This is a genomic window from Rhizobacter sp. P2_D12 (assembly GCF_056404395.1).
The window spans coordinates 39182-64020 of sequence record NZ_JBFUEB010000026.1 but is presented as its reverse complement, the minus strand read 5'-3'; the positions used below and the strand labels follow the sequence as shown (position 1 = coordinate 64020).

At 67.6% G+C, this 24839-nt stretch carries 20 protein-coding genes and 1 tRNA gene; 6 read left to right on the top strand and 15 right to left on the bottom strand.

Features of this window, described 5'->3' with window-relative positions; translation table 11 throughout:
* The coding region (locus AC1DYN_RS11510) for an SMC family protein (RefSeq protein ID WP_477959480.1) at positions 1–2129 on the top strand (2129 nt) is incomplete at its 5' end.
* A gap of 623 nt (positions 2130–2752) precedes the next feature.
* Complete coding sequence (locus AC1DYN_RS11505; protein WP_477959478.1) at positions 2753–3490, top strand: hypothetical protein; 738 nt, start codon at positions 2753–2755, stop codon at positions 3488–3490.
* Between the two features lie 43 nt (positions 3491–3533).
* Here the strand turns inward: AC1DYN_RS11505 and AC1DYN_RS11500 are convergent, their stop codons facing one another.
* The 5 genes from AC1DYN_RS11500 to guaB all read right to left on the bottom strand — a co-directional run bounded on the left by AC1DYN_RS11500 (position 3534) and on the right by guaB (position 12068).
* Positions 3534–5810 (bottom strand): hypothetical protein, encoded by a 2277-nt coding sequence (locus AC1DYN_RS11500; RefSeq protein WP_477959476.1) that lies wholly within the window; start codon positions 5808–5810, stop codon positions 3534–3536.
* 261 nt (positions 5811–6071) lie between these two features.
* Positions 6072–7478: a tyrosine-type recombinase/integrase gene (locus AC1DYN_RS11495; RefSeq protein ID WP_477959474.1), complete on the bottom strand. Its 1407-nt coding sequence runs from the start codon at positions 7476–7478 to the stop codon at positions 6072–6074.
* A gap of 225 nt (positions 7479–7703) precedes the next feature.
* On the bottom strand, positions 7704–9287 hold the full coding sequence (gene guaA / locus AC1DYN_RS11490) for a glutamine-hydrolyzing GMP synthase (protein ID WP_477959472.1): 1584 nt from the start codon (positions 9285–9287) through the stop codon (positions 7704–7706).
* 4 nt (positions 9288–9291) lie between these two features.
* Entirely contained in the window at positions 9292–10509 is a 1218-nt protein-coding gene (locus AC1DYN_RS11485) for an MFS transporter (RefSeq protein WP_477959470.1), read from the bottom strand.
* 89 nt (positions 10510–10598) lie between these two features.
* Positions 10599–12068, bottom strand: coding sequence for an IMP dehydrogenase (guaB, locus tag AC1DYN_RS11480; RefSeq protein ID WP_477959468.1), 1470 nt, complete (start codon positions 12066–12068; stop codon positions 10599–10601).
* Between the two features lie 200 nt (positions 12069–12268).
* Here guaB and AC1DYN_RS11475 point away from each other — a divergent pair, with 200 nt between their 5' ends.
* The gene (locus AC1DYN_RS11475; protein WP_477959466.1) at positions 12269–12793 is read left to right on the top strand and encodes a DUF4124 domain-containing protein; all 525 of its coding nucleotides are present in this window, start codon (positions 12269–12271) and stop codon (positions 12791–12793) included.
* Between the two features lie 7 nt (positions 12794–12800).
* Here the strand turns inward: AC1DYN_RS11475 and AC1DYN_RS11470 are convergent, their stop codons facing one another.
* The gene (locus AC1DYN_RS11470; RefSeq protein WP_477959464.1) at positions 12801–13112 is read right to left on the bottom strand and encodes an RnfH family protein; all 312 of its coding nucleotides are present in this window, start codon (positions 13110–13112) and stop codon (positions 12801–12803) included.
* Positions 13099–13554 carry a type II toxin-antitoxin system RatA family toxin gene (locus AC1DYN_RS11465; protein WP_477959462.1) on the bottom strand — a complete coding sequence of 152 codons (456 nt, stop codon included), beginning with the start codon at positions 13552–13554 and terminating at the stop codon, positions 13099–13101. Before AC1DYN_RS11465 ends, AC1DYN_RS11470 begins: the two co-directional genes overlap by 14 nt.
* 46 nt (positions 13555–13600) lie before the next feature.
* On the opposite strand from AC1DYN_RS11465, the gene smpB reads away from it, so the two are divergent.
* Entirely contained in the window at positions 13601–14062 is a 462-nt protein-coding gene (gene smpB / locus AC1DYN_RS11460; RefSeq protein WP_477959460.1) for an SsrA-binding protein SmpB, read from the top strand.
* Positions 14063–14071: 9 nt separating this feature from the next.
* Here smpB and AC1DYN_RS11455 read toward each other — a convergent pair whose 3' ends face one another.
* From AC1DYN_RS11455 to phaR, 3 genes are read right to left on the bottom strand one after another with little or no spacing between them, the layout of a single operon-like run.
* Complete coding sequence (locus AC1DYN_RS11455) at positions 14072–15247, bottom strand: PLP-dependent transferase (protein ID WP_477959459.1); 1176 nt, start codon at positions 15245–15247, stop codon at positions 14072–14074.
* A 1-nt stretch (position 15248) separates the two neighbouring features.
* A complete protein-coding gene (rimO, locus tag AC1DYN_RS11450; RefSeq protein WP_477959456.1) occupies positions 15249–16640 on the bottom strand; it encodes a 30S ribosomal protein S12 methylthiotransferase RimO in 1392 nt (463 codons plus the stop codon).
* Positions 16641–16695: 55 nt separating this feature from the next.
* Positions 16696–17265, bottom strand: a complete 570-nt coding sequence (gene phaR / locus AC1DYN_RS11445) for a polyhydroxyalkanoate synthesis repressor PhaR (RefSeq protein WP_477959454.1) — start codon at positions 17263–17265, stop codon at positions 16696–16698.
* Positions 17266–17484: 219 nt separating this feature from the next.
* Between phaR and AC1DYN_RS11440 the strand changes: the two genes are divergently transcribed.
* The gene (locus AC1DYN_RS11440) at positions 17485–17880 is read left to right on the top strand and encodes a hypothetical protein (RefSeq protein WP_477959452.1); all 396 of its coding nucleotides are present in this window, start codon (positions 17485–17487) and stop codon (positions 17878–17880) included.
* A gap of 5 nt (positions 17881–17885) precedes the next feature.
* Here the strand turns inward: AC1DYN_RS11440 and AC1DYN_RS11435 are convergent, their stop codons facing one another.
* The 5 genes from AC1DYN_RS11435 to AC1DYN_RS11415 all read right to left on the bottom strand — a co-directional run bounded on the left by AC1DYN_RS11435 (position 17886) and on the right by AC1DYN_RS11415 (position 24010).
* The gene (locus tag AC1DYN_RS11435; protein WP_477959450.1) at positions 17886–20345 is read right to left on the bottom strand and encodes an ATP-binding protein; all 2460 of its coding nucleotides are present in this window, start codon (positions 20343–20345) and stop codon (positions 17886–17888) included.
* 12 nt (positions 20346–20357) lie between these two features.
* On the bottom strand, positions 20358–20645 hold the full coding sequence (locus AC1DYN_RS11430; RefSeq protein ID WP_477959448.1) for a hypothetical protein: 288 nt from the start codon (positions 20643–20645) through the stop codon (positions 20358–20360).
* Between the two features lie 70 nt (positions 20646–20715).
* Positions 20716–20790, bottom strand: a tRNA-Val gene (locus AC1DYN_RS11425).
* Positions 20791–20858: 68 nt separating this feature from the next.
* Positions 20859–23135, bottom strand: a complete 2277-nt coding sequence (locus AC1DYN_RS11420) for a RelA/SpoT family protein (RefSeq protein WP_477959446.1) — start codon at positions 23133–23135, stop codon at positions 20859–20861.
* Positions 23132–24010 (bottom strand): alpha/beta fold hydrolase, encoded by an 879-nt coding sequence (locus AC1DYN_RS11415; RefSeq protein WP_477959444.1) that lies wholly within the window; start codon positions 24008–24010, stop codon positions 23132–23134. Before AC1DYN_RS11415 ends, AC1DYN_RS11420 begins: the two co-directional genes overlap by 4 nt.
* 47 nt (positions 24011–24057) lie before the next feature.
* Here AC1DYN_RS11415 and AC1DYN_RS11410 point away from each other — a divergent pair, with 47 nt between their 5' ends.
* Complete coding sequence (locus tag AC1DYN_RS11410) at positions 24058–24831, top strand: 3-hydroxybutyrate dehydrogenase (protein ID WP_477959482.1); 774 nt, start codon at positions 24058–24060, stop codon at positions 24829–24831.
* Positions 24832–24839: the final 8 nt, after the last annotated feature.

Sequence of the window (24839 nt, the reverse complement as noted above, 5' to 3'; positions counted from 1 at the left end):
TATCAGCAAGTTCGGACCAAATAGGCGCCGACGTAACCCGCCTCGTGCTCGGAGCAGCGGCTGAAAACTTGGCAGATCGGCTCCGTCGCGTTGTCGATCAAGTACGCGACGAGCTGAAGAATCTCCGCCGCGACAACGCGACCCATAAGCAGCTGAAGCTGGCCGCCGAGGGCCGTGTCGGTACCATCAAGAGCGCACCGAAGCTCTCGGACAGTCTGTTCCTTGAACTGCTTGCCGCGTTGAAGCAGTTGGGGTGGCTACAGCCGCCGGAAGAAAAAGGCAGCATCCCTTCGCTGCGCGAGAGCCTTCAAGAAGCGGTCTCAGCAACCGAACTCCTTCGCCATTCCTCGGTCAATGTGCTGCACAGCGATCCGCAAAGCGCGCTGCGGCTCTTGGCGAATCTGAACGAGGAAGCAGGGAAGGCGACTGCACTGGATGAGCGAGCCAAGGCCGCCAAAATGGAGCAGTCCAAAACACAGCGCGCCGTGCAGGCGGCGGCAGACCGGATTTCGGCGGTCGATGCGCTGCTGCCCTACGCGCGCACGGACTTTGCGCGGCTCGCCAAGCAGGTACGGGACTGCCAGGATAGTTTCCGCGCACGTGCAGCGAGGCTTGCGCTTGTCGCAAACAACGTGAACGAGAACACCGTCGAGCATCTGCTAGACCAACGTATCGAGGCGGCCGTTTCTTCTGTCGAGGCGCGTGCGGAAGAACTACAACGCCGGCTCATCACAGGCCGGTCGTCTCTTCAGGCACTGGAAAGGACGCAGAGCAGCCTGACGGTTCTCACACAGCGTCTACGCGCTACAGCCCAAGACATCTTGCAGCGTGTTCCCAATCCCGATCACTGCCCCGTTTGCCACACTGAGTTCGAAAGCGGCCAGTTGCTCGTCCGGATGATGGCCGATGTCGACGGCAGCACTTCCGAGCAAGCGGCTCTGCTTCAAGCGGATATCGCTGGGGTGGACGACGCATTGGTCAGCGTTCGCTCGGCACAGTCGACACTGGAGCCCATGCGGGCGTTTATGGGGGACAGTGCCCTATCAACAACGGTCCGCGAGGCACTCGCGCAGATCGGCCAGGAAAGGGCCTTGTTCGAACGCGACCGCACGAGTCTTGACGCGGCACAAAGTCAGATCCAACAACTACAGGCCGACGGGCTTTCTTCCGAAGACCTGTCCAAGAGGTTGCTAGCAGCCGGACTGCCTGAGCTGCAATCTCTCGATGAGTTGCAGGCCATGCAAGCGAACAACAAAGAAGCACTCTCTGCTTCGCAAGAGGCATCCAAGAACGCCCTGCAGGAATCAAGTGAAGTACAGCAAGAGTGCGAAGCTCTGGTCGCGCGCCTGTCGATCGATCTTCCAAGCAGCGCCGAAGCGCTTGCAAGAGTAGTCACCAAGCAGGTTTCCGACATGGAAACCGCACTAGGCGCTCGTCAGATTCTGACATCGATTCTGATGATCGGTGCTGACGTAACAGCCGACGAAATCGCTGTCAATCTTTCCACTACTCAGCAACTCGTTGCGAGAGTCGCCACAGCTATCGCGCAGGAAAGCACCAACGATGCAGCTCTTGACAAGGAAACCAAGGCGGTCGCAGACCTCACCACGAAGGTCGGGGCCAGCGATACGAAGATCAGGCACCTAATTGATGCCGAGCGTGTTTTGGAGACGCTGACGCAGCAAAGCTCGGGCGGAGAACTGACCAATCAAATCCTTGCCGAGAATGCGCAAGAGATTGCGCGCACGTTCGCCAGCATACACATGCCCAATGAGTTCGAACTGAGCGCCGAGCGCGGCACGCTGGCTATCGTTCGCCGCCAAACGGGTGCCAAGGTCGAACTCGATCAGATGAGTACCGGACAGCGCGCCGCATTCGCGCTTTCGCTTTTCTTGGCCATGAACGGCCGCCTCCGCTCAGGCCCTCCAGTGTTGCTCTTCGATGATCCGGTGGCGCACGTCGACGACATCAACGTCCTCTCATTCCTCGATCATCTGCGCCACCTGGCGATCAACGGGTCTCGTCAGATTTTTTTCGCAACAGCGGATACCAAGCTCGCAGGCCTGTTCCGCCACAAGTTTCGCTTCCTTGGTGAAGAGTTCAAAGAGCTGCAGTTGTCCCGGACATGAAGAAACTGTGCGATGAAGATTGATTACTCTTGCCGCTGATGGAAGCATCGCTATGCCGGCAATCTCATTGATAGCGCGTAGCGAGATCCGACGCTGTCAGGTGGACAACCCTAAGGCTGCCGCTGGCGAACGCCAGCTCATGGCCTCCGTTCCGGACACTCGCCTCCCTGGGGAACAGTCATCCCCGAGGGGCCCGGCGTCGAGCCGCAGGCTGGGGTCGTGCCGGCGGACGACGGCGACGTCGAGAAGGCGATCGGCCGGCTGCCGAAGGTCAAGATTCGTCTCGACGACACCCCGGAGTAGCTCTACCCGAGGCGCTTCCTCGCCGCGATGGGCGACCGCGTGCTCGGCGCGACGCCCGTGACGCGCGTCATGCCTTGGGGCGACGTTCGGCGCCAACGGCCCTCCCCGTTCCTCGCCGGAGCGCTCCCTTAGGCCAGATGCGGCGGCGTTGACCGCCGGGCCGCCGCTGGGCTAAAGTCCATTCCGGCGCATGTCGGCGCCTGCTGCCCACCACGGCAAACCCTCGCGGGACGGCCCTCAACCAACTTCCATCCCTGATTCCCTTTGTAGGCGAGTCTAGGCAGTGGGCACCTGCGATTCGCATACAGAAGGAATCTGTCATGCGCTACATCCCCACGCCCGACGAAACCGTCGAGCGCCTCAAGAAGCAAGCCAAGAAGCTCCAACGCTCCGGCGCCGGGAAGCACGCCGAGCTGCTAAATCGCGTCGCCAAGCAAGCCGGCTACGATCACTGGCACCACGTCGTCAAATGCAACGAGAACGCCCATGCGGTCGCCCAGGTGCGCTCGATCCGCGACGAGTGCGAGTCGATCATCGGCGCGGAGTTGCGAGGCGAGGCGAAAGGCGTCGTCACCAAGGACGGCCCCGCGTGTCCGCCGTTCGCGCTCTTCTCGACCGGCATCGGCGACGCTTGGCTGCTCGAGCCCAACGAGCATCTGGCCATGTGCCTGGTCTGGCAAGGCAAGCGGCAGCCGATCACCCTGCGGGACGAGCCGGACCGCATCGAGGTCGAGTGGGATGGTGAATACGAGCTGCTTGGCGATTTCTTTCGGGTCGACACGGGACACCCGGAAATCGGCGAGCGCGCCGTGGGCGGCTACCCCATCGAGGACGTCCGCAAGCTGCTCGATAATGCCAAGTCGACCGTCTCCAAGATCACCGACGTGATCGGCCAGTGGGACGTCGTGGACATCACCGACGAAGTCGTCGCCCGGTTCGTCAAGAAGGGTTGGCCCGAGCAGGAAGTCCTCGATCTCAAGGCGCAGGGCTACCGCTACTCGCCGGGACGGGACACGCTTCTTAGCCCGATCGTGAGCAGCGACGACGAAGATTCTTGAAATCGAGGGAGGGAACGGCAGCGCCCTGCCCGCCTCAGGCGGCTCACTCAGCGGTGCCCACGCAGATCTCGTCCCAGACAGCCTCGGTCTCGATCACCTCAATGAAGCGCTCGACGCTGAAGCCCTCTGGATAAAGCGTCCATTCGCCCGGGCGCGAATCGTCCTCAGCGGACTTGTCTGCGCCGCAGGTCCCAGACAGCAGGCCCTCAGGATCGTTCAGCAGGTGGCGGTCGTCTCGAAGCGCGATCAACACTTCCTCGATCGAGACCTTCAGAAAACCGGCAAAGCGCTGGTGGTCGCACTCGATACAAGTGTCGACGATCCAGCCATGCTGGTGCTGCGGCAACGGAGGCTTGGTCAAGCCGAGCGAGGCGCGGAACCCGAGGTCCGAACCGATGGCCCGCGACACCGCATCGAGCTTGCGCTGAAGTTGACCACCCGCCTTGCGCAAGGTGCCGCTGGCATGGAGCCAGGCTTCCTGCTGCGAGCGGCGCAGGAACGTTGACTTCACCTCCAGGACGAAGAGATGCTGACCGAGCGTCGCGATCACGTCCACTTCGCCAGGATCGTCTTCGTCCCGCGGTGGCTTCCAGTTGAGCAAGGTCGTAAACCCGCGAGATTCGAGCAATCGGGCCAGCGCGGCTTCGATCCGTTGCGTCTCCTCGCGGGCCTGACCACGTCGCGCGCCAAGCCGACGCAAGTTGTTGATCGCCGCAGTGCTGTTGCTCTGCATGCCGACGATCCACGGCAACTGAACCAATGTCGCCCCGAACTTCAGCACCGGACGTTCGTAGAAGTGCGGCCTCAGACCCGGCGCATCGCCCTTGAATTGGGCTGACATCGCGACAAGATCGTATGTCCAGAAGTCCAGGATCGCAGAGGCCATCCTGGCATCACCTCGCGGCTGGGCTGCCGTCACGGTCCACCCCGTGATGTTGACCACCTTCGCGTCTCGACCGGACCAGGTGAGCGGCAGCCGGTTCTGCAGGCCTTCCCGCAAGCCGTCGATCGCCAACCGCTGCAACGCCCCAATCCACCCAGCCGTGGCATCCAGGCGAGTCGCGAACGCGGCCAGGAAGTCACCCAGGAAGAACGCCGACATCAGGTTCAGCGACAGCAGCGCCTGGAAGAGATCGACCTGCTCGCCGGCATCCGTCGCCACGACGTCGGCAACACCGTAGACCTCACGCAAACGAAACTGCGCCTGCAGGGCCCGAACCCACGCCAGCCGGTTGGCGTCCGCATTCTCCGGACGACCGATCGCCCATCGGGCCGGATCGGCCGCAACATGGGCGACGAAGGCATCCACCGCGCGATGAAACCAGTAGCCGTGCAGCCGTTCAAGTTTCCGGCCATCTCGCTGCCAGGCACTCCGTGCCGCAGGGTCCACTTCCACGATCTCCAGGCGGTCACCCTGCCGCACAAACCTGATGCTGTCGTCGTAGCTGAACGCATGCGCAGACCTGTCCACGAACTCGTTCAACTCGATCTGAGCTGCCACCAGATCGTGAAAGACACTCAATCGGTGAAGCAGCACCGCAGCGGCGCTATGGCTGGTGTCAAACAGGATGGGGCGAAGATGAGTCGCCACCGATCGGCCGATGTCGGCATCCGTCAGCTTCAGCGACGACACCTCAGCGCCTTCCAGCTTCCACGCCAGCAGATCGTTGATCGCGTCCCAGGCGACCTGAGGGTCAGTACCGGTGGCCGGCGCTGGAGTCCTGGTCTCGAAGTCCCTCGGCACCAGACGCTCGAAGGCGTAGAAGCTGGCATAGATCAGAAGGTCGAAGGCCGACAACCCAGCCAGCAACGCTTTCTGCATGTTCAATGCAGCCACACGGTCTCGATAGGCCAGATCGAAGATCGTGAGCACGCGGCACAGCTCAAGCACCTCCGCCTGTCCGACAGCGGCCTCTTCCAGTTCCGTGCGGCGCGGCGCGTGCTGGTTCAGGGCCAGGCCCGAGTACCTGACCGCACGGATCAAGGTGGCAGGCGCGACCTGCGCAACCCGGGAGATCAGCCCCATGGCAACAACCGGCTCTTGCCCGAGGTAGCGCGCCAGCGCGAGCACCATCACCTCGGAGTTCCACGACGCTGGCGGGCACTCGATCACGGGGCGGCTTGACCAGAACAGGCTGTCGCGTTCTCTCCTCGTGGCTCTCTTCTTGCGAAGCAACTGCGGTTTGCCGTCGAGGTAGGCCTCAGCCGCCGATTCGACCGCAAATGAGACAGACGAACGGGCCGACAAGCGCGCGAACAGCTCGTCGTAGTAGTTCCTCCCCGATGGACCACCCGGTGTACCCGTCATGTTGTCAGCCATCCTAGCGTCTGGGCCGCGAACGACAGGCACGCGAGCCCCACGACCGACTCGCAATCCAACCTTTAGACAGGACCCCCTCACATCACGACGCACCGCTTCGCGACCCGCTAGTCGGCGAGTCGAGGCCTGGCGCCCGTCTACGCGCCCAAGGGAACCCTGATCGCCGACGCCATGCGATCCTGCGCGAACCTGAACCCAGCATCTCGGCGGTAGGAAGACGCCGAAGGCATCACGAAATGTCGTAAGGCCGAAGGCTTCGCCCTACAGGTTCATACCTTCTGCGTCGTGCGCAGCCGCATCGATCTTCGCCTTGCCCCGGACGATGACCTCCCTGGCAGTTTCGCCACGCATCCAGCAGTCCAGCATGTCCGCCCACACTTGCATGAGAACCCGCCTTGGCCCAGACAAGCGCGCATGGTTGTAGGCTGCGGCAACTTGGTCCTTCTTCTGGTGGGCCAAACAGGCTTCGATCAAGGCCTCCGGAAAGAGGGCATCGTTGAGCCGTGACGAGAACGTTCGGCGCAGGTCGTGGACGGAGACCGGCAGAAACGGCTCCTGATCCGGTGTTCGATCCTCGTTGATCCGGTCCACCGCCGCGGCGATCGTCCGGTTCAGCGTGGCCTGGCTGATCGGCTCGGCGGAGTCATAACGGCTGGGGTGGACGAATCTGCTCGACGGGAAGCAGGTTCGAAGCGTTGTCAGGATGTCCTGGGCCTGCTCGGCCAGGTATACCGTGTGCAGCTTGCCTGCCTTCATTCGCTCGGCAGGGATCAGCCACTGCGCCCGCTCCCAGTCCACTTCCGTCCAGGTGGCCCCGATGAACTCACCTTTGCGAACACCGGTCAGCAGCAAGAACCTGACAGCCAGCCGCAGTGTCGGGGCGGTGCCAGTCTTCTCCAGTCCGTCGAGCAACGTCTTGATTTCATGGCGGCTCAGGTTGCGCTCGCGCGGGACAAACGTCGCGTAGGCCTTCCGCGCGAGCGCTTCAGCCGGATTGGCGATATCGACGCCCTTGCCATTGGCGAACCGATAGACCTGCAACACCAGTTCCCTGGCGTGCACGGCCGGACCAGGCCCTCGTTCAGTCTTGACGCGGTCGAGCAACTCACCCAGCGCGACCGGTTTGATTTCATCGAGGTTCAGCTTCCCGAACGGGCCGGCCAGGATGCGGTTGTAGATCGAACGCCGCAATGACAGCGTGCTGTCGGCCAGTCGCTCGGCACCACTCTTGGCGTCGGACTTGAACTCGAAATACCGCGTCGCCCACCGCCCGAAGCTCATGGCGTCGGCGACTTCGCTGCGCTGCTCGACCTTGGCTCGGGCGGGCGACCGCCCGGAGCTGACATCGACACGAGCCCGAGCCAGCAGCAGGCGCGCCTCCTCCAGGGTCACATCCATGCCATAGGCAAGGTGAGATCGCTGGGCATGACGCGCAACCGGCTCATGGCGTCCGATGGTCAACGTCTCGCGTCGGCCGCTCAGCCGATAGTCGTAGCGGAAGGACCGGCTCCCGCTGGGCGAGACGACGACGTAGAGACCGTTGCCTCCGTCGCTGACCTTGTACACCCGCTCGCCAGGCTGTAGCTCTCGCAGCTTGGCTTCTGTCAATCCGTGACGCGTCTTCGCGCTGGCCAGCCCAACGCGAGCCCGATCCACCGAGGTGTCCATGAGATCTCCGATCCGTCCTTGGTCGCAGAACCGGATACCGTCATGGGGGCTGACGGTATCGCCGCAGGTCTGCCAGCCTAGGTGCTCGGATACCGTCAGGTCAACCGTCAGGACGCCTGGGACGTCTCTGGATTCGATGGGACGTCGTGGGACGCTAAGTCCTTGTCCCTGCAGCGAAATCGGGTTGTCTTGGGATGCTCTGAAACACCGTGGAACGATGTTGACTCACTCCCACTCGATCGTCGCCGGCGGCTTGCTCGACACGTCGTACGTGACCCGGTTGATCCCGCGCACCTCGTTGATGATGCGCCCCGACACCTTCTTCAGCAGGCTGTACGGCAGCTCGGCCCAGTCGGCGGTCATGAAATCGCTGGTCTGCACCGCGCGCAGCGCCACCACGTAGTCGTAGGTGCGGCCATCGCCCATCACGCCGACGCTCTTGACCGGCAGGAACACCGTGAAGGCCTGGCTGGTCAGTTCGTACCAGGTCTTGCCGGTCGCGGCGTCGCGCGTGTTGCGCAGTTCCTCGATGAAGATCGCGTCGGCGCGGCGCAGCAGGTCGGCGAACTCCTTCTTCACCTCGCCCAGGATGCGCACGCCCAGGCCCGGGCCCGGGAACGGGTGGCGGTACACCATCTCCGGCGGCAGGCCGAGCGCCACGCCCAGCTCGCGCACCTCGTCCTTGAACAGCTCGCGCAGCGGCTCCAGCAGCTTCAGCCCCAGCGTCTCGGGCAGCCCGCCGACGTTGTGGTGGCTCTTGATCGTCACCGCCTTCTTCGTCTTGGCGCCGCCGCTCTCGATCACGTCCGGGTAGATCGTGCCCTGCGCCAGCCACTTGGCCGACTTCAGCTTCTTCGCCTCGGCCTGGAACACCTCGACGAACTCGCGGCCGATGATCTTGCGCTTGGCCTCCGGGTCGCTCACGCCCTTCAGGTGGCCGAGGAACTGGTCGCTCGCATCGACGTGGATCACCTTCGCATGCAGGCGCCCGGCGAACATGTCCATCACCATGCGGCCTTCGTCCAGCCGCAACAGGCCATGGTCGACGAACACGCAGGTCAGCTGGTCGCCGATCGCGCGGTGGATCAGCGCCGCCGCGACGCTCGAATCGACACCGCCCGACAGCCCGAGGATCACCTCTTCGTTGCCCACCTGCTCGCGGATGCGCGCCACCGCCTCGGCGATGTAATCGCCCATCACCCAATCGGGCTTGGCCTTCGCGATGTCGAGCACGAAACGGTTCAGCAGCTCGCGCCCCTTCACMGTGTGCGTCACCTCCGGGTGGAACTGCACGCCGTAGTAGCCGCGCGACTCGTCGGCCATGCCGGCGATCGGGCAGCTCGGCGTCGACGCCATCAGCTTGAAGCCCGGCGGCAGCGCGGTGACCTTGTCGCCGTGGCTCATCCAGACCTTCAGCATGCCGTGGCCTTCGGGCGTCTTGAAGTCCTCCAGCCCGTTCAGCAGCGGCGTGTGGCCGTGCGCCCGCACCTCGGCATAGCCGAACTCGCGGTGCGTGCTGGCCTCGACCTGCCCGCCCTGCTGCACCGCCATCGTGAACATGCCGTAGCAGATGCCCAGTACCGGCACGCCCAGGTCCCACACCGCCTGCGGCGCGCGCAGCTCGTGCTCTTCGTATGTGCTGGCGTGGCTGCCGGACAGGATGATGCCCTTGGGCGCGAACTCGCGGATGAAGGCGTCGCCGACGTCGTTCGGATGGATCTCGCAGTAGACGTGCGCCTCGCGCACGCGGCGCGCGATCAGCTGGGTCACCTGGGAGCCGAAATCGAGGATGAGGATCTTGTCGTGCATGGTCTCAGCCCGCGCTTGCGGCGACAGGCTCGGTCGGGGTGGATTGGCGGGAGAAATGACGCCGCGCGATCACGGTGGCCAGGGCCAGCATCGCCGCGCAGAAGTAGAACGGCGCGCCGACGCGCCAGTCGGAGGCCGGCAGGTGCGACACCAGCCCCAGCAGCGGGGCACCGACGATGGGCGCGAGCACCGCCGTCAGGCTGGTCAGCGCGGCCATCGCGCCCATGGTCTGCCCTTGCGTGCGCGGATCGGCAGCGTTCGACACGATGCTCTGGATCGCCGCGGCGACGGTGAAGCCGAACACGTTGCAGGCGATCACCGCATACATGACCCAGCCTTCGGTGGCCAGCGCCCACGCCAGGTTGGCGATGGCGCTGGACACCAGGCCAAGGGTGGCCAGCCGCGTCGCACCGAAGCGCTTGAGCAGCCGCTGCAGCAGGAAGCCCTGCACGATGGCCGACGCGATGCCGACGGCGAACAGCGACCAGCCGTTCTCCTTCGGGCCCCAGCCGAAGCGCAGCCCGGTGTACAGCACCCACGAGGTGTGCAACACGAACTGCGCCAGCGTGGCCAGCGCGCTGACGGCCATCAGCCCGCCGACGCCCTTCAGCCGGCCCAGCTGCACCAGCGCGGCCACCGGGTTCAGCGAGCGCATCGTCATCGTGCGGCGGCGTTCCACCGGCAGCGATTCGGGCAGCACGAAGAAACCGTAGGCCAGGTTCACCAGCGCCAGCGTGCCGGCGGCGAAGAACGGCAGGTGGACGTCGATCGCGCCCAGCAGCCCGCCCATCACCGGGCCGAGGATGAAGCCCAGGCCGAACATCGCGCCCAGCTGGCCGAAGCGGCGGCCGCGGTCTTCCGGCGCGGTGATGTCGGCGACATAGGCGTTGGCCACCGCCGCATTCGCCTGCAGCGCGCCGCTCACCAGCCGCACCGCGACCAGCACCCACAGCTGCGTCGCCAGCGCCGTCGCGAAGAAGCTGAACGCGAAACCGCAGAAGCCCAGCAGCAGCACCGGCCGGCGCCCGTAGCGGTCGGACAGCGCGCCGAGGATCGGCGAGCACAGGAAGTTGGCGATGCCGAAGGTGAAGGCCACCGCGCCGTACCAGAAGGCCTGCTCGGCCTTGCTGGCCGTGAAGCTGCCGACCAGCGCCGGCAGCACCGGCACGATCAGCCCGATCGACACCATGTCGATCAGCACGGTCAACAGGATGAAACGCATCGCCGCCGGGCGTCCGGCAGCGGGCTGCACAGGCTCGGTCGTGGAACTCGTCGTGGTCAAGGGCGCTGACGCGGCCGGCGCGGCCGGCGTCACTCCATGCGGTAGTTGGGGGCTTCCTTCGTGATCTGCACGTCGTGCACGTGGCTCTCGCGGATACCCGCCGACGTGATCTCGACGAACTCGGCGCGCTCGCGCATGTCGTCGATCGTCGGGCAGCCGCAATAGCCCATCGACGCCCGCAGGCCGCCGGCCATCTGGAACACGATGCTGACCATCGAGCCCTTGTACGGCACGCGGCCCTCGATGCCTTCGGGCACCAGCTTGTCGGCGTTCGGGTTGGCGCCGGTGTTGTCCTGGAAATAGCGGTCGGCCGAGCCCTGCTGCATCGCGCCGATCGAGCCCATGCCGCGGTAGCTCTTGTAGCTGCGGCCCTGGAACAGCACGATCTCGCCCGGCGCCTCTTCGGTGCCGGCGAACATGCCCCCCATCATGACGGTGCAGGCGCCGGCGGCGATGGCCTTGGCGATGTCGCCCGAGTAGCGCACGCCGCCATCGGCGATCAGCGGCACGCCGGTGCCCTTGAGCGCGGTGGCCACGTTGTCGATCGCGGTGATCTGCGGCACGCCSACACCGGCRACGATGCGSGTGGTGCAGATCGAGCCMGGSCCGATGCCSACCTTGACSSCRTCGGCRCCSGCYTCGACCAGCGCCAGCGCGGCCGCGCCGGTGGCAATGTTGCCGCCGATCACGTCGATCTGCGGGAAGTTCTTCTTGACCCAGCGCACCCGGTCGAGCACGCCGGCGCTGTGGCCGTGCGCGGTGTCGACGACGACCGCGTCGACGCCGGCCTTGACCAGCAGCTCGAGGCGCTCCTCGGTGTCCTCGCCCACGCCCACCGCGGCACCGACGCGCAGCTTGCCGTGCGAGTCGCGCGCGGCGTTCGGGAAGTTGGTCTGCTTGGTGATGTCCTTGACGGTAAACAAGCCGCGCAGCTCGAAGGCATCGTTGACGACGACGACGCGCTCCAGCTTGTGTTTGTGCATCAGCGCCTTCGCGTCGGCCAGCGAAGCGCCGTCGCGCACCGTGACCAGTCGCTCGCGCGGCGTCATGATCTCGCGCACCGGAATGTCCATGCGCGTCTCGAAGCGCAGGTCGCGGCCGGTCACGATGCCGACCACCTTGCCGTCTTCCAGCACCGGGAAACCCGAGATGCCGTGCTGGCGCGACAGGTTGATCACGTCGCGCACCGGCACGCCCGGCGAGATGGTGATCGGGTCGCGCAGCACGCCCGATTCGTAGCGCTTCACGCGCGCCACCTCGGCAGCCTGCTGCTTGGGCGAGAGGTTCTTGTGGACGATCCCGATGCCGCCCTCTTGCGCGATCGCGATCGCGAGGCGGGCTTCCGTGACCGTGTCCATCGCCGCGGAGACGAGGGGCAGGTTCAGGCGGATGTTGCGGGAGAGGTGGGTCGCGAGCGAGGTGTCGCGGGGCAATACCTGGGAGAAGGCCGGCACCAACAACACATCGTCGAAGGTGAGCGCTTTGCCAAGAAGGCGCATGAGAAAAACTCCTGACGCAAAAGCGAATTATACGGAGGTCGCACGCACCCGTCCGACAAGGGCTTCGGCGAGGCCCCGAAGCCGGTGCGGCGCCAAAGCGGTAATTCTTCACGGCCCTCGTCGTGCAGGCGGGCACCGGCGTACAAAAGGTGACAGTGCACCGCGCCTGCTCACATGTCCCGGCGACTACACTTTCGGCCATGCAATTTCTACCTTCCAGCACGCCAGCCAAGCTGGGTGCCTGCGCCCTGCTCGCCCTCCTGTCGATCGGCCTGAACAGCTCCGCGCTGGCCCAGTGGAAGTGGCGCGATGGCAAGGGTCACGTGCAGTACAGCGACATCCCGCCGCCGGCCACGGTGGCCGAGCAGGACATCCTGCAGCGCCCCGCCGGCGCCGGGCGCCGCGCGCCGATGCAGGGCACGACCCAGGCGGCCGCAGCGGCTTCGGCCCCCGCGAGCGGCCCGCGCACCACCGATCCCGAGCTGGAAGCCAAGCGCCGCAAGGCCGAACAGGACGAAGCGGCCAAGCGCAAGGCCGAGGAAGACAAGCAGGCCGCCGCGCGTGCCGAGAACTGCAGCCGCGCCAAGGCGCAGCAGCGCGCCCTCGACGACGGCATGCGCATGGCCCGCGTCAACGACAAGGGCGAGCGCGAGATCCTCGACGACAAGGCACGTGCCGAGGAATCGCGGCGCACCCGCGAGATCATCACCTCCGACTGCAAGTGAGCCCGGCTCAGCGCGAGCGCACCTGACGCTGCGAGCGCTGCCGCCGCGCCTCCTTCGGATCGACGCGCAGCCCGCGCCAGATCTCGACCCGGTCGCGGTCGCGCAGCGGGTCGGTCAACTCCCTCAGGTGCCCCCAGGTGCCGACACGGCAGCTGGACAGGTCCATCCCCGACCCGGCCTCGAGCGCGCCGCTGCGGCGCAAGGCATCGTGCACCGTGGCCCCGGGCGGCAGGCGCAGCGCCACCACCCTCACCTCGCCGGCACGCGGGCTCCAGGCCACCTCGATCGCCAGTTCGCCGGCAGGCTCAGCGGGGTCCATGCACCTGCTCCGCCCGCTTGACGAAGGAATCGACCAGCGTGCTGGCGATGCGGTCGAACACCGGGCTGATCACCATCTCGAGCGCCGCGTTGGCGAACTCGTAGCGCAGCTCGAACTCGATCTTGCAGGCCTCGGCGTGCTCCTTGCCGGGGGAACCGAGCGGCACGAAGCGCCAGGTGCCATCCAGCGCCGAGAATGGCCCGTCGACCAGCGTCATGTGCACGCTCTCGTCGGGCACCTGGGCATTGCGCGTCGTGAAGGCCTGCCCGACACCGGCGAACGACAGGTGCAGGCGCGCGGTCACGCCGGCGTCGTCGCCGGCCAGCACCTCGGCGCGTTCGCACCACGGCAGGAACTGCGGATAGCTCGGGATGTCGGTGACGAGCGCGTACATCTCGTGCGCCGAATACCAAAGGAGGACGGACTTCTTGACATGCTTCATACAATCGCCGGATTGTATTGAGCGCCACGCGCCTCATCTGGATCCCATGTCGATTGCCGAAAACCGCCGCGCCCATCACGACTACCACCTCGAGGAACGCTACGAGGCCGGCATGGTGCTGCACGGGTGGGAGATCAAGGCGATCCGCGCCGGCCAGGTGCAGCTGACCGACGGCTACGTGCTGATCCGCGACGGCGAGCTGTACCTGATCGGCTGCCGCATCAATGCGCTGCGCAGCGCGTCGACCCACGTCAACCCCGAGGCCGACCGCACGAAGAAGCTCTTGATGCGCAAGGAAGAGATCAAGCGGCTGGTCGGCAAGGTCGAGCAGCGCGGCTTCACGCTGGTGCCGCTGAACCTGCACTACAAGGGCGGGCTGGTGAAGGCCGAGATCGCGCTGGCCAAGGGCAAGGCCGAGCACGACAAGCGCAACACCGAGAAGAAGAAGGACTGGGAACGCGAGAAGGGCCGCCTGATGCGGCACAAGGTCTCTTCCAACAAGGACTAGGGGCCGGCTTCAGCCCAGCGCCTGCAGCGCCTGTTCGCAATCGGCGACCAGGTCTTCGACCGCCTCCAGCCCCACCGAGAAGCGCACCAGCGAACCGTGCCAGGCCGGCTGCCGGCGGATCGCCGACAGCTGGTACGGCACCACCAGGCTGACCGGGCCAGCCCACGAGTAGCCGATCTTGTGCAGCCTCAGCGCGTCGACGAAGGCCTCGACCTGGGCCACGCTGTAGCGCTCGTCGAACACCACCGAGAACAGCCCCGCCGCGCGCGTGCACAGCGCCTTCCAGGCCGCATGGCCGGGCGACGCCGGCAGCGCCGGGTGCAGCACCTGCGCCACCTCGGGCCGCGCCGCCCACCATCCGGCCAGCACGCGGCCGGCGCGGTCCTGGGCGTCGTAGCGCAGCGCCAGCGACGGCAGCGAGCGCAGCACGAACTCGACGTCGTTCGCGCCGACGCCCCAGCCCATGCGCATGTGGCAGAACTTGAGCTTCAGGTGCAGCGCCTCGTCGCGCGTCGTCACCGAGCCCATCAGCACGTCGCCGCCGCCGGACGGGTACTTGGTCAGCGCCTGGACCGAGATGTCGACGCCCAGCTCGAAGGGCTGGAACGCGAGCCCGGCGCCCCAGGTGTTGTCGAGCGCGCAGACCAGGCCGGCCGCGCGGCCGATGCGCAGCAGCGCCGGCAGGTCGGGGAATTCCATCGTCACCGAGCCGGCGGCCTCCAGCCACAGCAGCTTCGTCGCCGGCGTGATCGCCGCCTGCAGCGAGGCCGGGTCCATCGCATCGTAGAAGCGGTGCGCGATGCCGAAACGCGCCAGCTCATGGCGCGCCAGCTCCTTGCCCGGCCCGTAGGCGTTGTCCGGGATCAGCACCTCGTCGCCGCTCTCGAGCAGCGCCATGTCGACCAGCGTGATCGCGGCCAGCCCGCTGGGCACCAGCAGCGCCTGCACGCCGCCCTCGAGCGCCGCGATGCGCTCCTCGAGCGTGAAGGTGGTCGGCGTGCCGTGCAGCCCGTAGGTGTAGCCGGTCTTCTCCTTCCAGGTGCGGGCATGCAGCGCCGCGGTGTCGGCGAAGATGACGGTGGAGGCCTTGTACACGCCCGGCGCCACCGCGCCGAAGCCGGCCGGCGGCTCGTAGGGATGGTGGATCAGCCCGGTGCGCTGATCCTGCTTGCCTTGCGTGGCCATTTCAGATGGGTTGCGCGACCAGGTCGTGGCCTTGTGCGCCGACGATGCGCGCCTTCGTGAACTCGCCCACCTTCAGCGTCTTCGACGCCTTCTCGGGCGGCAGCAGCTTGACGTGGCCGTCGATCTCCGGCGCATCGGCATAGCTGCGGCCGACGCCACCCTTGCGGCCGAGCGCCGGCGCCGAATCGACCAGCACCTGCATCGTCGCGCCGATGCGCTCGCGCAGCTTGGCGGCCGACACCTCCTCGGCGACCGCCATGAAGCGCGCGCGGCGCTCTTCGCGCAGCTCGGCCGGCACCGCGTCGGGCAGATCGTTGGCGGTGGCACCGGCCACCGGCGAATAGGCGAAGCAACCGGCGCGGTCGATGCGCGCCTCGCGCATGAAGGCGAGCAGGTGCTCGAACTCGGCCTCGGTCTCGCCCGGGAAGCCGGCGATGAAGGTGCTGCGCACCACCAGCTCGGGGCAGATCTCGCGCCAGCGCTGCAGGCGGTCGAGGTTCTTCTCGCCGTTGGCCGGGCGCTTCATGCGCTTGAGCACGTCGGGGTGCGAATGCTGGAACGGCACGTCCAGGTAAGGCAGCACGCGGCCCTGGGCCATCAGCGGCAGCACCTCGTCGACGTGCGGATACGGGTAGACGTAGTGCAGGCGCACCCAGGCGCCGTGGCGCTCGGCCAGCTCGCCGAGCTTCTCGCACAGGTCGAGCATGCGGGTGCGCACCGGCTTGCCGTCCCAGAAGCCGGTGCGGTACTTGACGTCGACGCCATAGGCACTGGTGTCCTGGCTGATCACCAGCAGCTCCTTGACGCCGGATTCGAACAGCCGCTGGGCTTCGCCCAGCACGTCGCCGATCGGGCGCGAAACCAGGTCGCCGCGCATGCTGGGGATGATGCAGAAGCTGCAGCGGTGGTTGCAGCCTTCGCTGATCTTCAGGTAGGCGTAGTGGCGCGGCGTCAGCTTGATGCCCTGGGCCGGCACCAGGTCGACGAAGGGGTCGTGCGGCTTGGGCACGTGGGTGTGGACGGCGTCCATCACCTCGTGGGTGGCATGCGGGCCGGTGACGGCCAGCACGCTCGGGTGCATCTGGCGCACCAGGTTGCCGCCGCCCTCGCCGGCCTTGGCGCCCAGGCAGCCGGTCACGATGACCTTGCCGTTCTCGGCCAGCGCCTCGCCGATGGTGTCCAGGCTTTCCTTGACCGCGTCGTCGATGAAGCCGCAGGTGTTGACGATCACCAGGTCGGCCCCGGCGAAGGTCTTGGAGGTGTCGTAGCCCTCGGCGCGCAGTTGCGTGAGGATCAGTTCCGAGTCCGTCAGCGCCTTCGGGCAGCCGAGCGAGACGAAGCCGATCTTGGGGGTGGCGTTGGCGGCAGCGGGCGCCAGCAAATCTTGAGTCATGCCGCGATTTTCTCATGCGGCCCCGGATTGGCATCCGGGCTGCCCATTTGCCCCGTCAGCGTTTCGGCGGGACAAATCCCGGCATTCCGGGAAACAAGGCCTCGGCCTGCTTGGCCATCTGCTCGAACATGCTGCGCGACTGCTCGAGGTAGTTGCCCATCAGGCCCTGCACCGCCGGTGTCTGCCCGTTCAGGAACTGCGTCCACATCTCGGGGCTCAGCCCCTTCGACTGCTCGGCGAAGCGGCTTTGCATGTCGGTGAAGGTCTGCAGGTTCTTCTCGAGGTACGACCCCATCATCCCCTGCATCGCATGGCCGTAGAAGCGGATGATCTGCGCCAGCATCTGCGACGAGAACATCGGCACGCCGCCGGTCTCTTCCTCCAGGATGATCTGCAGCAGGATGCTGCGCGTCAGGTCATCCGACGTCTTCGCGTCGCGCACGACGAACTCCTGGCCCGACAACACCATCGCCTTCACATCCGCCAGCGTGATGTAGCTGCTGGTCTGGGTGTCGTAGAGGCGGCGGTTCGGATATTTCTTCAGCACCCGCATCGAGCCTGCCTCCTTGGCGGCGTCGGGGGAAGCGGCTTCCAGCTTGGCGGAAGCGCGGCGGGTCGGGGCCATTCGGCGAACTCCTTGGTGTCTGACCGTCGTGCAGTCGATGTGCAGTTGCACAACGATTCTAGGAGCGCGCTGTCACACCGCCGCGAAGGGTTTTCCCGCCGGGCATGCAGGCACGCCGATTTCCTACGGCAGGCCGCGCCCTGCCCTACAGACGCGCGCCGCGGCGCGGCCTAGTCTGCTGCCATGCCAACCGCGAAACAAGCGCGAAAGGACACCACCATGGCGACCAGCAGCATCCTCGGCGGCGAACGCGCCGCCCCCCGCGCCAAGGGCCGCGACGTCGATGCGCTCGGCCCGAGCGACAGCTCGGACAGCGGCAGCGACGTGCAGGGCGAGCGGGCGATGCCCACCGACGCCGACAACCCCGGCGAACTCGGCTCGCTTCCGGTGCGCGGCAGCAGCGACAGCGACGCGCGCGGCACCGGCGAGCGCGGCTCGGCCACCGGCGACGATGCCGACGATGCGGCCGACATCCTGCCCGACCACCTGGTGTCGGACCCGATGTACGCCACCAATGCGGCCGGGCGGCGCCTGGCGTCGGACGACGAGGACACCGACGTCGCCGGCCTGGCCGACGGCGACGAGCCCGACAGCGACGACATCGAGCGCGGCTGAACCCTTCAGCGCAGCAGCCGCGCCCGCGCGAATTCGTCGAGCAGCGCCTCCGACCCGACCGGCTTGCTGAGCACCCGGAACCCGGCTGCGGTCGCGTCGTGGATGCGCGACGCATAGCCGGTCAACAGCACCACGGGCAGCGTCGGCCAGCGCCGGCGGACCTCGTGCGCCAGCTGGATGCCGTCCATGTCGCCCGGCATCGACACGTCGGAGAACACGAGATCGATCCCGTCGTGGAAACGGGCCAGTTCCTCCAGCGCCGCCGCGGCCGAGCGCGCATGGCGCACGTCCAGGCCCGAGGCCCGCAGCATGTCGGCCGTCGCGTCGAGCACCTCGTCGTTGTCGTCGACCAGCAGCACGCAGCCGCTGACGCTGGCTTGCGGTGGCGCCGCCGGCGTCGGCAGTTCGGGCTCGGCCGTGCCATCGGCCGGCAGCCACAGCAGGATGGACGTGCCGCGCCCCGGATGCGATTCGACCTCGGCCGACCCGCCCGCCTGCACGCAGAAGCCCTGCACCTGGCTCAGCCCGAGGCCGCTGCCCTTGGTGGCCGGCTTGGTGGTGAAGAACGGCTCGAACACCTTGGCCGCGAGTTCAGGTGCGATGCCGGTGCCGTTGTCGGTGGCGCGCACCAGCACCCGGGGCAGGTCGCCGGGCGCATTGCAAACCTCGATCGTGAAGTCGCCGCCGCCCGGCATCGCATCGCGCGCGTTGGAGGCCAGGTTGATCAGCGCCAGCTCCAGTTCGCCGACGTCGACCCGCACCGGTCGCACGTCCTCGGCCACCTCCAGCGACAACGCGACGTTGCCGCCCAGCGTCGCCTTCAGCAGCTCGGACACCGCCGGCAGCCAGGTCCGCAGGTCAACCCGTTCCGGCTTCAGCGCCTGGCGCCGCGAGAACGAGAGCAACTGGCGCGTCAGCCGCGCACCGGAGCCGACCGCGCGCGAGATCGCGCCCAGCTGCTTCATCTCGGCCAGCTCGGGCCGCAGCTTCTTCAGCACGTGCAGGTTGCTGTTGACGATGGCCAGCAGGTTGTTGAAGTCGTGCGCGACGCCGCCCGTCAGCTGCGCCAGCGCCTCGAGCTTCTGCGACTGGATCAGCGCCTTCTCGGCCTGCGCACGCTTGCGCGCCTCGGCGTTGAAGTCGATCGCCATGCGCTGTTCGAGCTGGGTCTTGCGCAGCGCCAGCCACGCCACGTACACCAGCCCGACCGTCACCGGGAACACGATCGCCGCCAGCAGCGCGACCAGGCGGTTCCACTCCGCCAGGATGGCGTCGTCGCGCAGCGAGCTGCTGACGTAGACCGGCAGGTCGGAGCGCACGCGGTGGTAGCTGACGAGCCGCGGCAGGCTGTCGAAGCTGGAACGCAGGCTCAGCACCCCCGACGCGGCCCCCTTGCGCACCTCGGCCATCACCGGGCTGGCCTCGGGCAGGCGATTCACTCCGACCGGCGGCGCCGGCCAGCGCGTCAGCAGCGTGCCGTCGCTCTTGAACAGCGTGAAGGTGCTGAGATCGGTCTCCTCCAGTGCGATCGAGCGGTAGAACTCCTCGAAGAAGGCCGGCGTGATCGCGATCACCGCCAGCCCGCCGAAGCGGCCGTCGGGCAGCGTGCGGCGCACCGCCACGCTCAGCGCAGGCCGGCCGGTGGCGCGGCCCGCCACGACCTCGCCGATCACCAGCCTGGCCTGCGTCGCCTTCATCTCCGCGAAGTAGGCGCGGTCGGCGATCGACACCTCGCCCGATCCGACCGGGAACGCACTGCTCGCGAGATGCCGTCCGTCGGCATCCCACACCGAGATCGAGACCACGCCGGGAATGCCGATGCCCATGTCCGTCAGCCGCTGCTTCAGCGCGGCCTCGTTGGCGCGCACCTGCTCGTCGGAGTTGCCGACGATCTCGAGGGTCTTCAGGGCCAGTTGCTGCGAGGCCTCGAACACCCGCTGCGCATGGCCGGCCGCGACGTCGTTGGCGCGCCGCAGCGTCGCGCGTGCGTCGGCGTAGGCTTCCTGGTAAGCCCACCAGCTGGCGGCGATGAAGCCCGCCAATGGCAGCACTGCCGCGCCCCACATCACCGCGCGCAGGAAGCGCGTGAGCGGGGTCTCGAGCGCCTGCGGGTCGATGCCGGCCAGCGGATCGGGCGCCTGCGGCCTGCGGAACTGCGCGCAGATCAGCACCGTCACCAGCGCCGACGAGCCGGCCGCCAGCAGGTTCATCGGGAATTCGCCGCGCGGCAGGTGCGGCGCGAAGCCGGGAATGACCGTCCACAGCCCGCAGACCCCCGCCGTCAGCAGGCCGTGGCCGGCGCCGTAGCGCAGCGAGATCAGCACCAGCGCCGGGAAGCCGAACGCGAACGGCCAGGCGCTTTCGAGGATCGGCTGCAGCGCCGCACGTGCCGCCATCGCAAGCGCGCCGGCCCCGACGGCCACGGCCCATGACATCAGGGTGGGAGATGGGTCGGTGCGGGCCATGCGCCGGGCATATTAGCCGTCCGCCGGCCCTTCCGCATCGAACGGCGGCACGCCCAGCCGGGCGGTCGTCGCGTCGACGCTCGCGGCCAGCTTCGCGAGCTTGCGGTTCAGCTCGCGCCAGTTGCGGATGCCGTCGTTCACCGGGTCCATCGGGTGGTAGAGCTTGTGTGCCTTCGGCTTCGCGGCCGACAGCGCGAAGCGCACCAGGTCGTTGAGCTCGAAGGCCAGGTCGGCCATCAGCGCGCGCGTCTCGTCGACATGCGCCTCGATCTGGGCCTTGCGGCGCGGCGTCATCTCCATCACGAACCTCCGGGCAATGAAAAAAGGCCTGTCCCTTGGGGGGACAGGCCTTCTTTTGTCGACGTGTACTTGGTGGGCGATGAGAGGGTCGAACTCCCGACATCCTCCACGTCAAAGAGGCGCTCTACCACTGAGCTAATCGCCCGAGCCCATGACTATAGCAGTACTTTTTTCGGTTTTTGCCGGGCCAGGCGAATTTTTCGTGGCGCACCGTCACTTGCGGCGTGCACTGCGCACGCCGCCGATGCGCGCCACCGCGGCCAGCACCTGGGCCAGCCGCGCCGAATCGGCCACCTCGACGGTGAAGGTCATCCACGCGGTGCCACCGCGCACGTCCTTCACCGACTGCGTGTTGACGCCGGTCACGTTCATCTTCTCCTTCGCGAACACCTCGGAGATGTCGCGCAGCAGGCCCTGCCGGTCCGAGGCCTCGACCATCACGTCGACCGGGTACAGCGACGGCTTGTCGCGGCCACTGCCGCCGCGCTCGCCCCAGGTCACCTGGATCACCCGCTCCGGGATGCGCGCCGCCATCTGGCGGAAGTTGCTGCAATCGGCGCGGTGGATCGCGACACCGCGCCCGCGCGTCACGTAGCCGCCGATCGCGTCGGGCGGCGCCGGCCGGCAGCAGCGCGACAGGCTGGTCAGCAGCGACTCGACGCCCACCACCAGCACGCCGCCCTTGGGCGCCTCGCCCTCGGGCCGCGTCAGGCGCTGCGTGATGATCTCGTCGGCATGCGCCGGCGGCTCGGGCGGGCGCAGCAAGGCCTCGATGTTGCGCAGCGAGAACTCGTCCTTGCCGACCACCTCGAACAGCGCCTCGGCATGGCGGAAGCCCAGCTGCGCCGCCAGGTCGTCCAGCTTCATCGAGGTCCGGCCCTCGCGCTGCAGCAGCTTCTCGACCGATTCGCGGCCGCGCGCGATGGTGTCGCGCAGCGCCAGTGCATTGAACCAGGCGCGCACCTTGGCCTTCGAGCGCGGGCTCTGCAGGTAGCCGAGCTCGCCGTTCAGCCAGTCGAGCGACGGGCCACCCTCCTTGATCGTCGTCACCTCCACCGTCTGCCCGCTTTGCAGCGCGGTGTTCAGCGGCACCATCGCGCCGTCGACCTTGGCACCGCGGCAGCGGTGGCCGAGGTCGGTGTGCACCGCGTACGCGAAATCGATCGGCGTTGCGCCGGTCGGCAGCTCGATCACCGCGGCATCGGGCGTGAACACGTAGATGCGGTCGTCGAACACCGCGCCCGGCTCGGCCCGCGGGCTGTCGCCATCGCCTTCGACGAACTCGCGCTCCCAGGCCAGCAGCTGGCGCAGCACCGCCTTGCGCGCCTCGGCCACCTGGGCATCGAAATCGCCGCTCGCGCTGACGCCGGCATAGCCCCTGGTGCCGGCCTCCTTGTAGGCCCAGTGCGCGGCCACGCCGTGCTCGGCATGCTCGTGCATCGCGCGCGTGCGGATCTGCACCTCGACCGCCCGGCCCTGCTCGTCCAGCACCACGGTGTGCAGCGACTGGTAGCCGTTGACCTTGGGCCGCGCGATGTAGTCGTCGAACTCGCCCGGCACCGGCCGCCAGCGCTCGTGCACGCGGCTCAGCACCGCATAGCAATCGGGCACGTCGGCCACGACCACGCGCAGCGCGCGCACGTCGAACACGCGGTCGATGTCGAGCCCCTTGCCGCGCATCTTCTTCCAGATGCTGTACAGGTGCTTGGGCCGGCCCTGCACCTCGGCGCGCAGGCCGGCCGCGGCCAGGTCGTCGGCCAGCCGGCAGCGGAAGGCCTCGACGCCCTGCTCGCGCTCGACGCGCTTCTCGTCCAGCAGCCGCGCGACGGTCTTGTAGTTCTCGGGCTCGGTGAAGCGGAACGACAGGTCTTCCATCTCCCACTTGATCTGCCAGATGCCCAGCCGGTTGGCCAGCGGCGCGAACACCTGCATCGATTCGCGCGCCAGCACCGCCGGGCACGGCTGCTTGCTGCTCGCGTAGTGGCGTAGCGTCTGCAGCCGCGAGGCCAGCCGCAGCAGCACCACGCGCAGGTCGCGCGAGAACGCCAGCAGCATCTTGCGCACCCGCTCGGTCTGCTCGGCGCGGCGTTCCTCGTGCACGCGGGCCTCGCGCGCGGCGCGCTGGATCTGCACCAGCTTGCGGGTGTGCAGCACGAGGCTTGCATACGAGGCGCCGAAGGCCTTGCTGACGACGTCTTCGGGCTTGCTCAGGTAGTCGCTGGCGTAGACCAGGTAGGCGGCGGCGMGCATCGACGGCGCGGCGCCGATGCCCTGCAGGATGGCCGCGACGCCGTCGGCATGCACCAGCGCGTCCTCGCCGGTGTCGAGCACCTGGCCGTCCAGCAGCGGCTCGGCGAAGGCCCGCGCCCGCGCGAGCTGGGCCATCTCCGCGTCGCGCGTGGAGCCGTGCAGGCCATCGCGCGCCGCGTCGTCGGCCAGCTGGACGATCGGCGCCGCATCCTGGTGGGTGTCGAGCAGGCTCGTCTTCATGCCGCCAGCAGGAACTCCCGCACCGCGGCGATCTGCTCGGGCGAGGTCAGCATCGGCGCGTGGCCGACGCCCGCGAACTCGCGCAGCAGCGCGCGCGGGCCGCGCTGCGTCATCGCTTGCGCGGTGGCGCGGGTCAGCAGGTCGGAATCGGCCCCGCGCAGCAGCAGCGTCGGGCAGCGCAGCCCGTCGTACAGGCTCCACAGCATGGCCTCGCCGGCGCGCGCCGCCTCGGGCGTGATGGCGCGGAACGGCAGCGCGATCTGCGGGTCGTAGTGCGGCACCCAGCCGTCGCCGTCGGGCTTCAGCATCGGCCGTGTCAGCGCGAGCCACTGCTCGCGGGTGTGCGCGCCGAAACCCTGCGAGATGCTCCACAGCGCGTCGGCCGCTTCGTCCAGGCTGTTCCAGCGCGCCGGCAGCCCGAGGTAGCTGCCGATGCGCGCCAGCGCCGACGGCTCGATGCTCGGCCCGACGTCGTTCAGCACCAGCTTGCGCACCGGCGAGTCCTTCAGCGCCGCAAGGCCCAGGCCGATCAGCCCGCCCATCGAGGTGCCCACCCAGTGCAGCGTGCCGGCATCCAGCCGCGCCAGCAGCGTCACCATGTCGGCCACGTAGGCCGGGATCTGGTAGCCCATCGGGTCGGACAGCCGGTCGGACTGGCCGCGCCCCACCACGTCGGGGCAGACGACGCGGTACTCGTGCTGCATCGCGCGCGCGAAGGTGTCGAAATCGCGCCCCTGGCGCGACAGGCCGTGCGCGCAGACCAGCACGCGCGGGTTGGCCGGGTCGCCCCATTCCCACCACGCCATGCGGTGCAGGCCGCGGGTGTCCAGGCACTGCACGTGGTTCAGGCGTGGAGAGAGCGCGTCATCGTGCATGGGATCCATCCTCTTCGATAATGGACTGTATCAACCTGGAGGTTCCCATCGTGCTCAAAGGAAAAACCGCCCTCGTCACCGGCTCCACCAGCGGCATCGGCCACGGCATCGCGCTGTGCCTGGCGCGCCAGGGCGCCAATGTGGTGCTCAACGGCTTCGGCGAATTCGAGCCGGCACGCGCCGAGGTGGCGGCGCTGGGCGTCAAGGCCGGCTACCACGGCGCCGACATGAGCAAGCCGGCCGACATCGAGGCGATGATGGCCTACGCGCAGGCCGAGTTCGGCGGCGTCGACATCCTGGTCAACAACGCCGGCATCCAGCACGTCGCCGCGGTCGAGGATTTCCCGGTCGCGAAGTGGGACGCCATCATCGCGATCAACCTGAGCTCGGCCTTCCACACCTCGCGCCTCGCGCTGCCGGGCATGAAGGCCCGCAACTGGGGCCGCATCATCAACATCGCGTCGGCCCACGGGCTGGTGGCCTCGGCGCAGAAATCGGCCTACGTGGCCGCCAAGCACGGCATCGTCGGCTTCACCAAGTCGCTGGCGCTCGAGACCGCGCAGACCGGCATCACGTCGAACGCGATCTGCCCGGGCTGGGTGCTGACGCCGCTGGTGCAGAAGCAGATCGACGACCGCGCCGCGCGCGAGGGCATCCCGGTGGAGCAGGCCTCGCGCGAGCTGCTGGCCGAGAAGCAGCCGTCGCTGCAGTTCGTCACGCCGCAGCAGCTGGGCGAGCTGGCGGTGTTCCTGTGCTCGCCGGCCGCCGACAACGTGCGCGGGGTCGCGTGGAGCGTCGACGGCGGCTGGACGGCGCAGTAGTGCCCGGC

Excerpts from the sequence above, each read along its gene's own strand:
- AC1DYN_RS11465 (WP_477959462.1), bottom strand. The coding sequence starts at position 13,554 with ATGAAGCATGTCAAGAAGTCCGTCCTCCTTTGGTATTCGGCGCACGAG.
- AC1DYN_RS11430 (WP_477959448.1), bottom strand. The coding sequence starts at position 20,645 with ATGGAGATGACGCCGCGCCGCAAGGCCCAGATCGAGGCGCATGTCGAC.
- AC1DYN_RS11495 (WP_477959474.1), bottom strand. The coding sequence starts at position 7,478 with ATGGACACCTCGGTGGATCGGGCTCGCGTTGGGCTGGCCAGCGCGAAG.
- AC1DYN_RS11485 (WP_477959470.1), bottom strand. The coding sequence starts at position 10,509 with ATGCGTTTCATCCTGTTGACCGTGCTGATCGACATGGTGTCGATCGGG.
- phaR (WP_477959454.1), bottom strand. The coding sequence starts at position 17,265 with ATGGCCCCGACCCGCCGCGCTTCCGCCAAGCTGGAAGCCGCTTCCCCC.
- AC1DYN_RS11435 (WP_477959450.1), bottom strand. The coding sequence starts at position 20,345 with ATGGCCCGCACCGACCCATCTCCCACCCTGATGTCATGGGCCGTGGCC.
- AC1DYN_RS11500 (WP_477959476.1), bottom strand. The coding sequence starts at position 5,810 with ATGGCTGACAACATGACGGGTACACCGGGTGGTCCATCGGGGAGGAAC.
- AC1DYN_RS11440 (WP_477959452.1), top strand. The coding sequence starts at position 17,485 with ATGGCGACCAGCAGCATCCTCGGCGGCGAACGCGCCGCCCCCCGCGCC.
- AC1DYN_RS11455 (WP_477959459.1), bottom strand. The coding sequence starts at position 15,247 with ATGGCCACGCAAGGCAAGCAGGATCAGCGCACCGGGCTGATCCACCAT.
- smpB (WP_477959460.1), top strand. The coding sequence starts at position 13,601 with ATGTCGATTGCCGAAAACCGCCGCGCCCATCACGACTACCACCTCGAG.
- AC1DYN_RS11505 (WP_477959478.1), top strand. The coding sequence starts at position 2,753 with ATGCGCTACATCCCCACGCCCGACGAAACCGTCGAGCGCCTCAAGAAG.
- AC1DYN_RS11415 (WP_477959444.1), bottom strand. The coding sequence starts at position 24,010 with ATGCACGATGACGCGCTCTCTCCACGCCTGAACCACGTGCAGTGCCTG.
- rimO (WP_477959456.1), bottom strand. The coding sequence starts at position 16,640 with ATGACTCAAGATTTGCTGGCGCCCGCTGCCGCCAACGCCACCCCCAAG.
- AC1DYN_RS11475 (WP_477959466.1), top strand. The coding sequence starts at position 12,269 with ATGCAATTTCTACCTTCCAGCACGCCAGCCAAGCTGGGTGCCTGCGCC.
- AC1DYN_RS11470 (WP_477959464.1), bottom strand. The coding sequence starts at position 13,112 with ATGGACCCCGCTGAGCCTGCCGGCGAACTGGCGATCGAGGTGGCCTGG.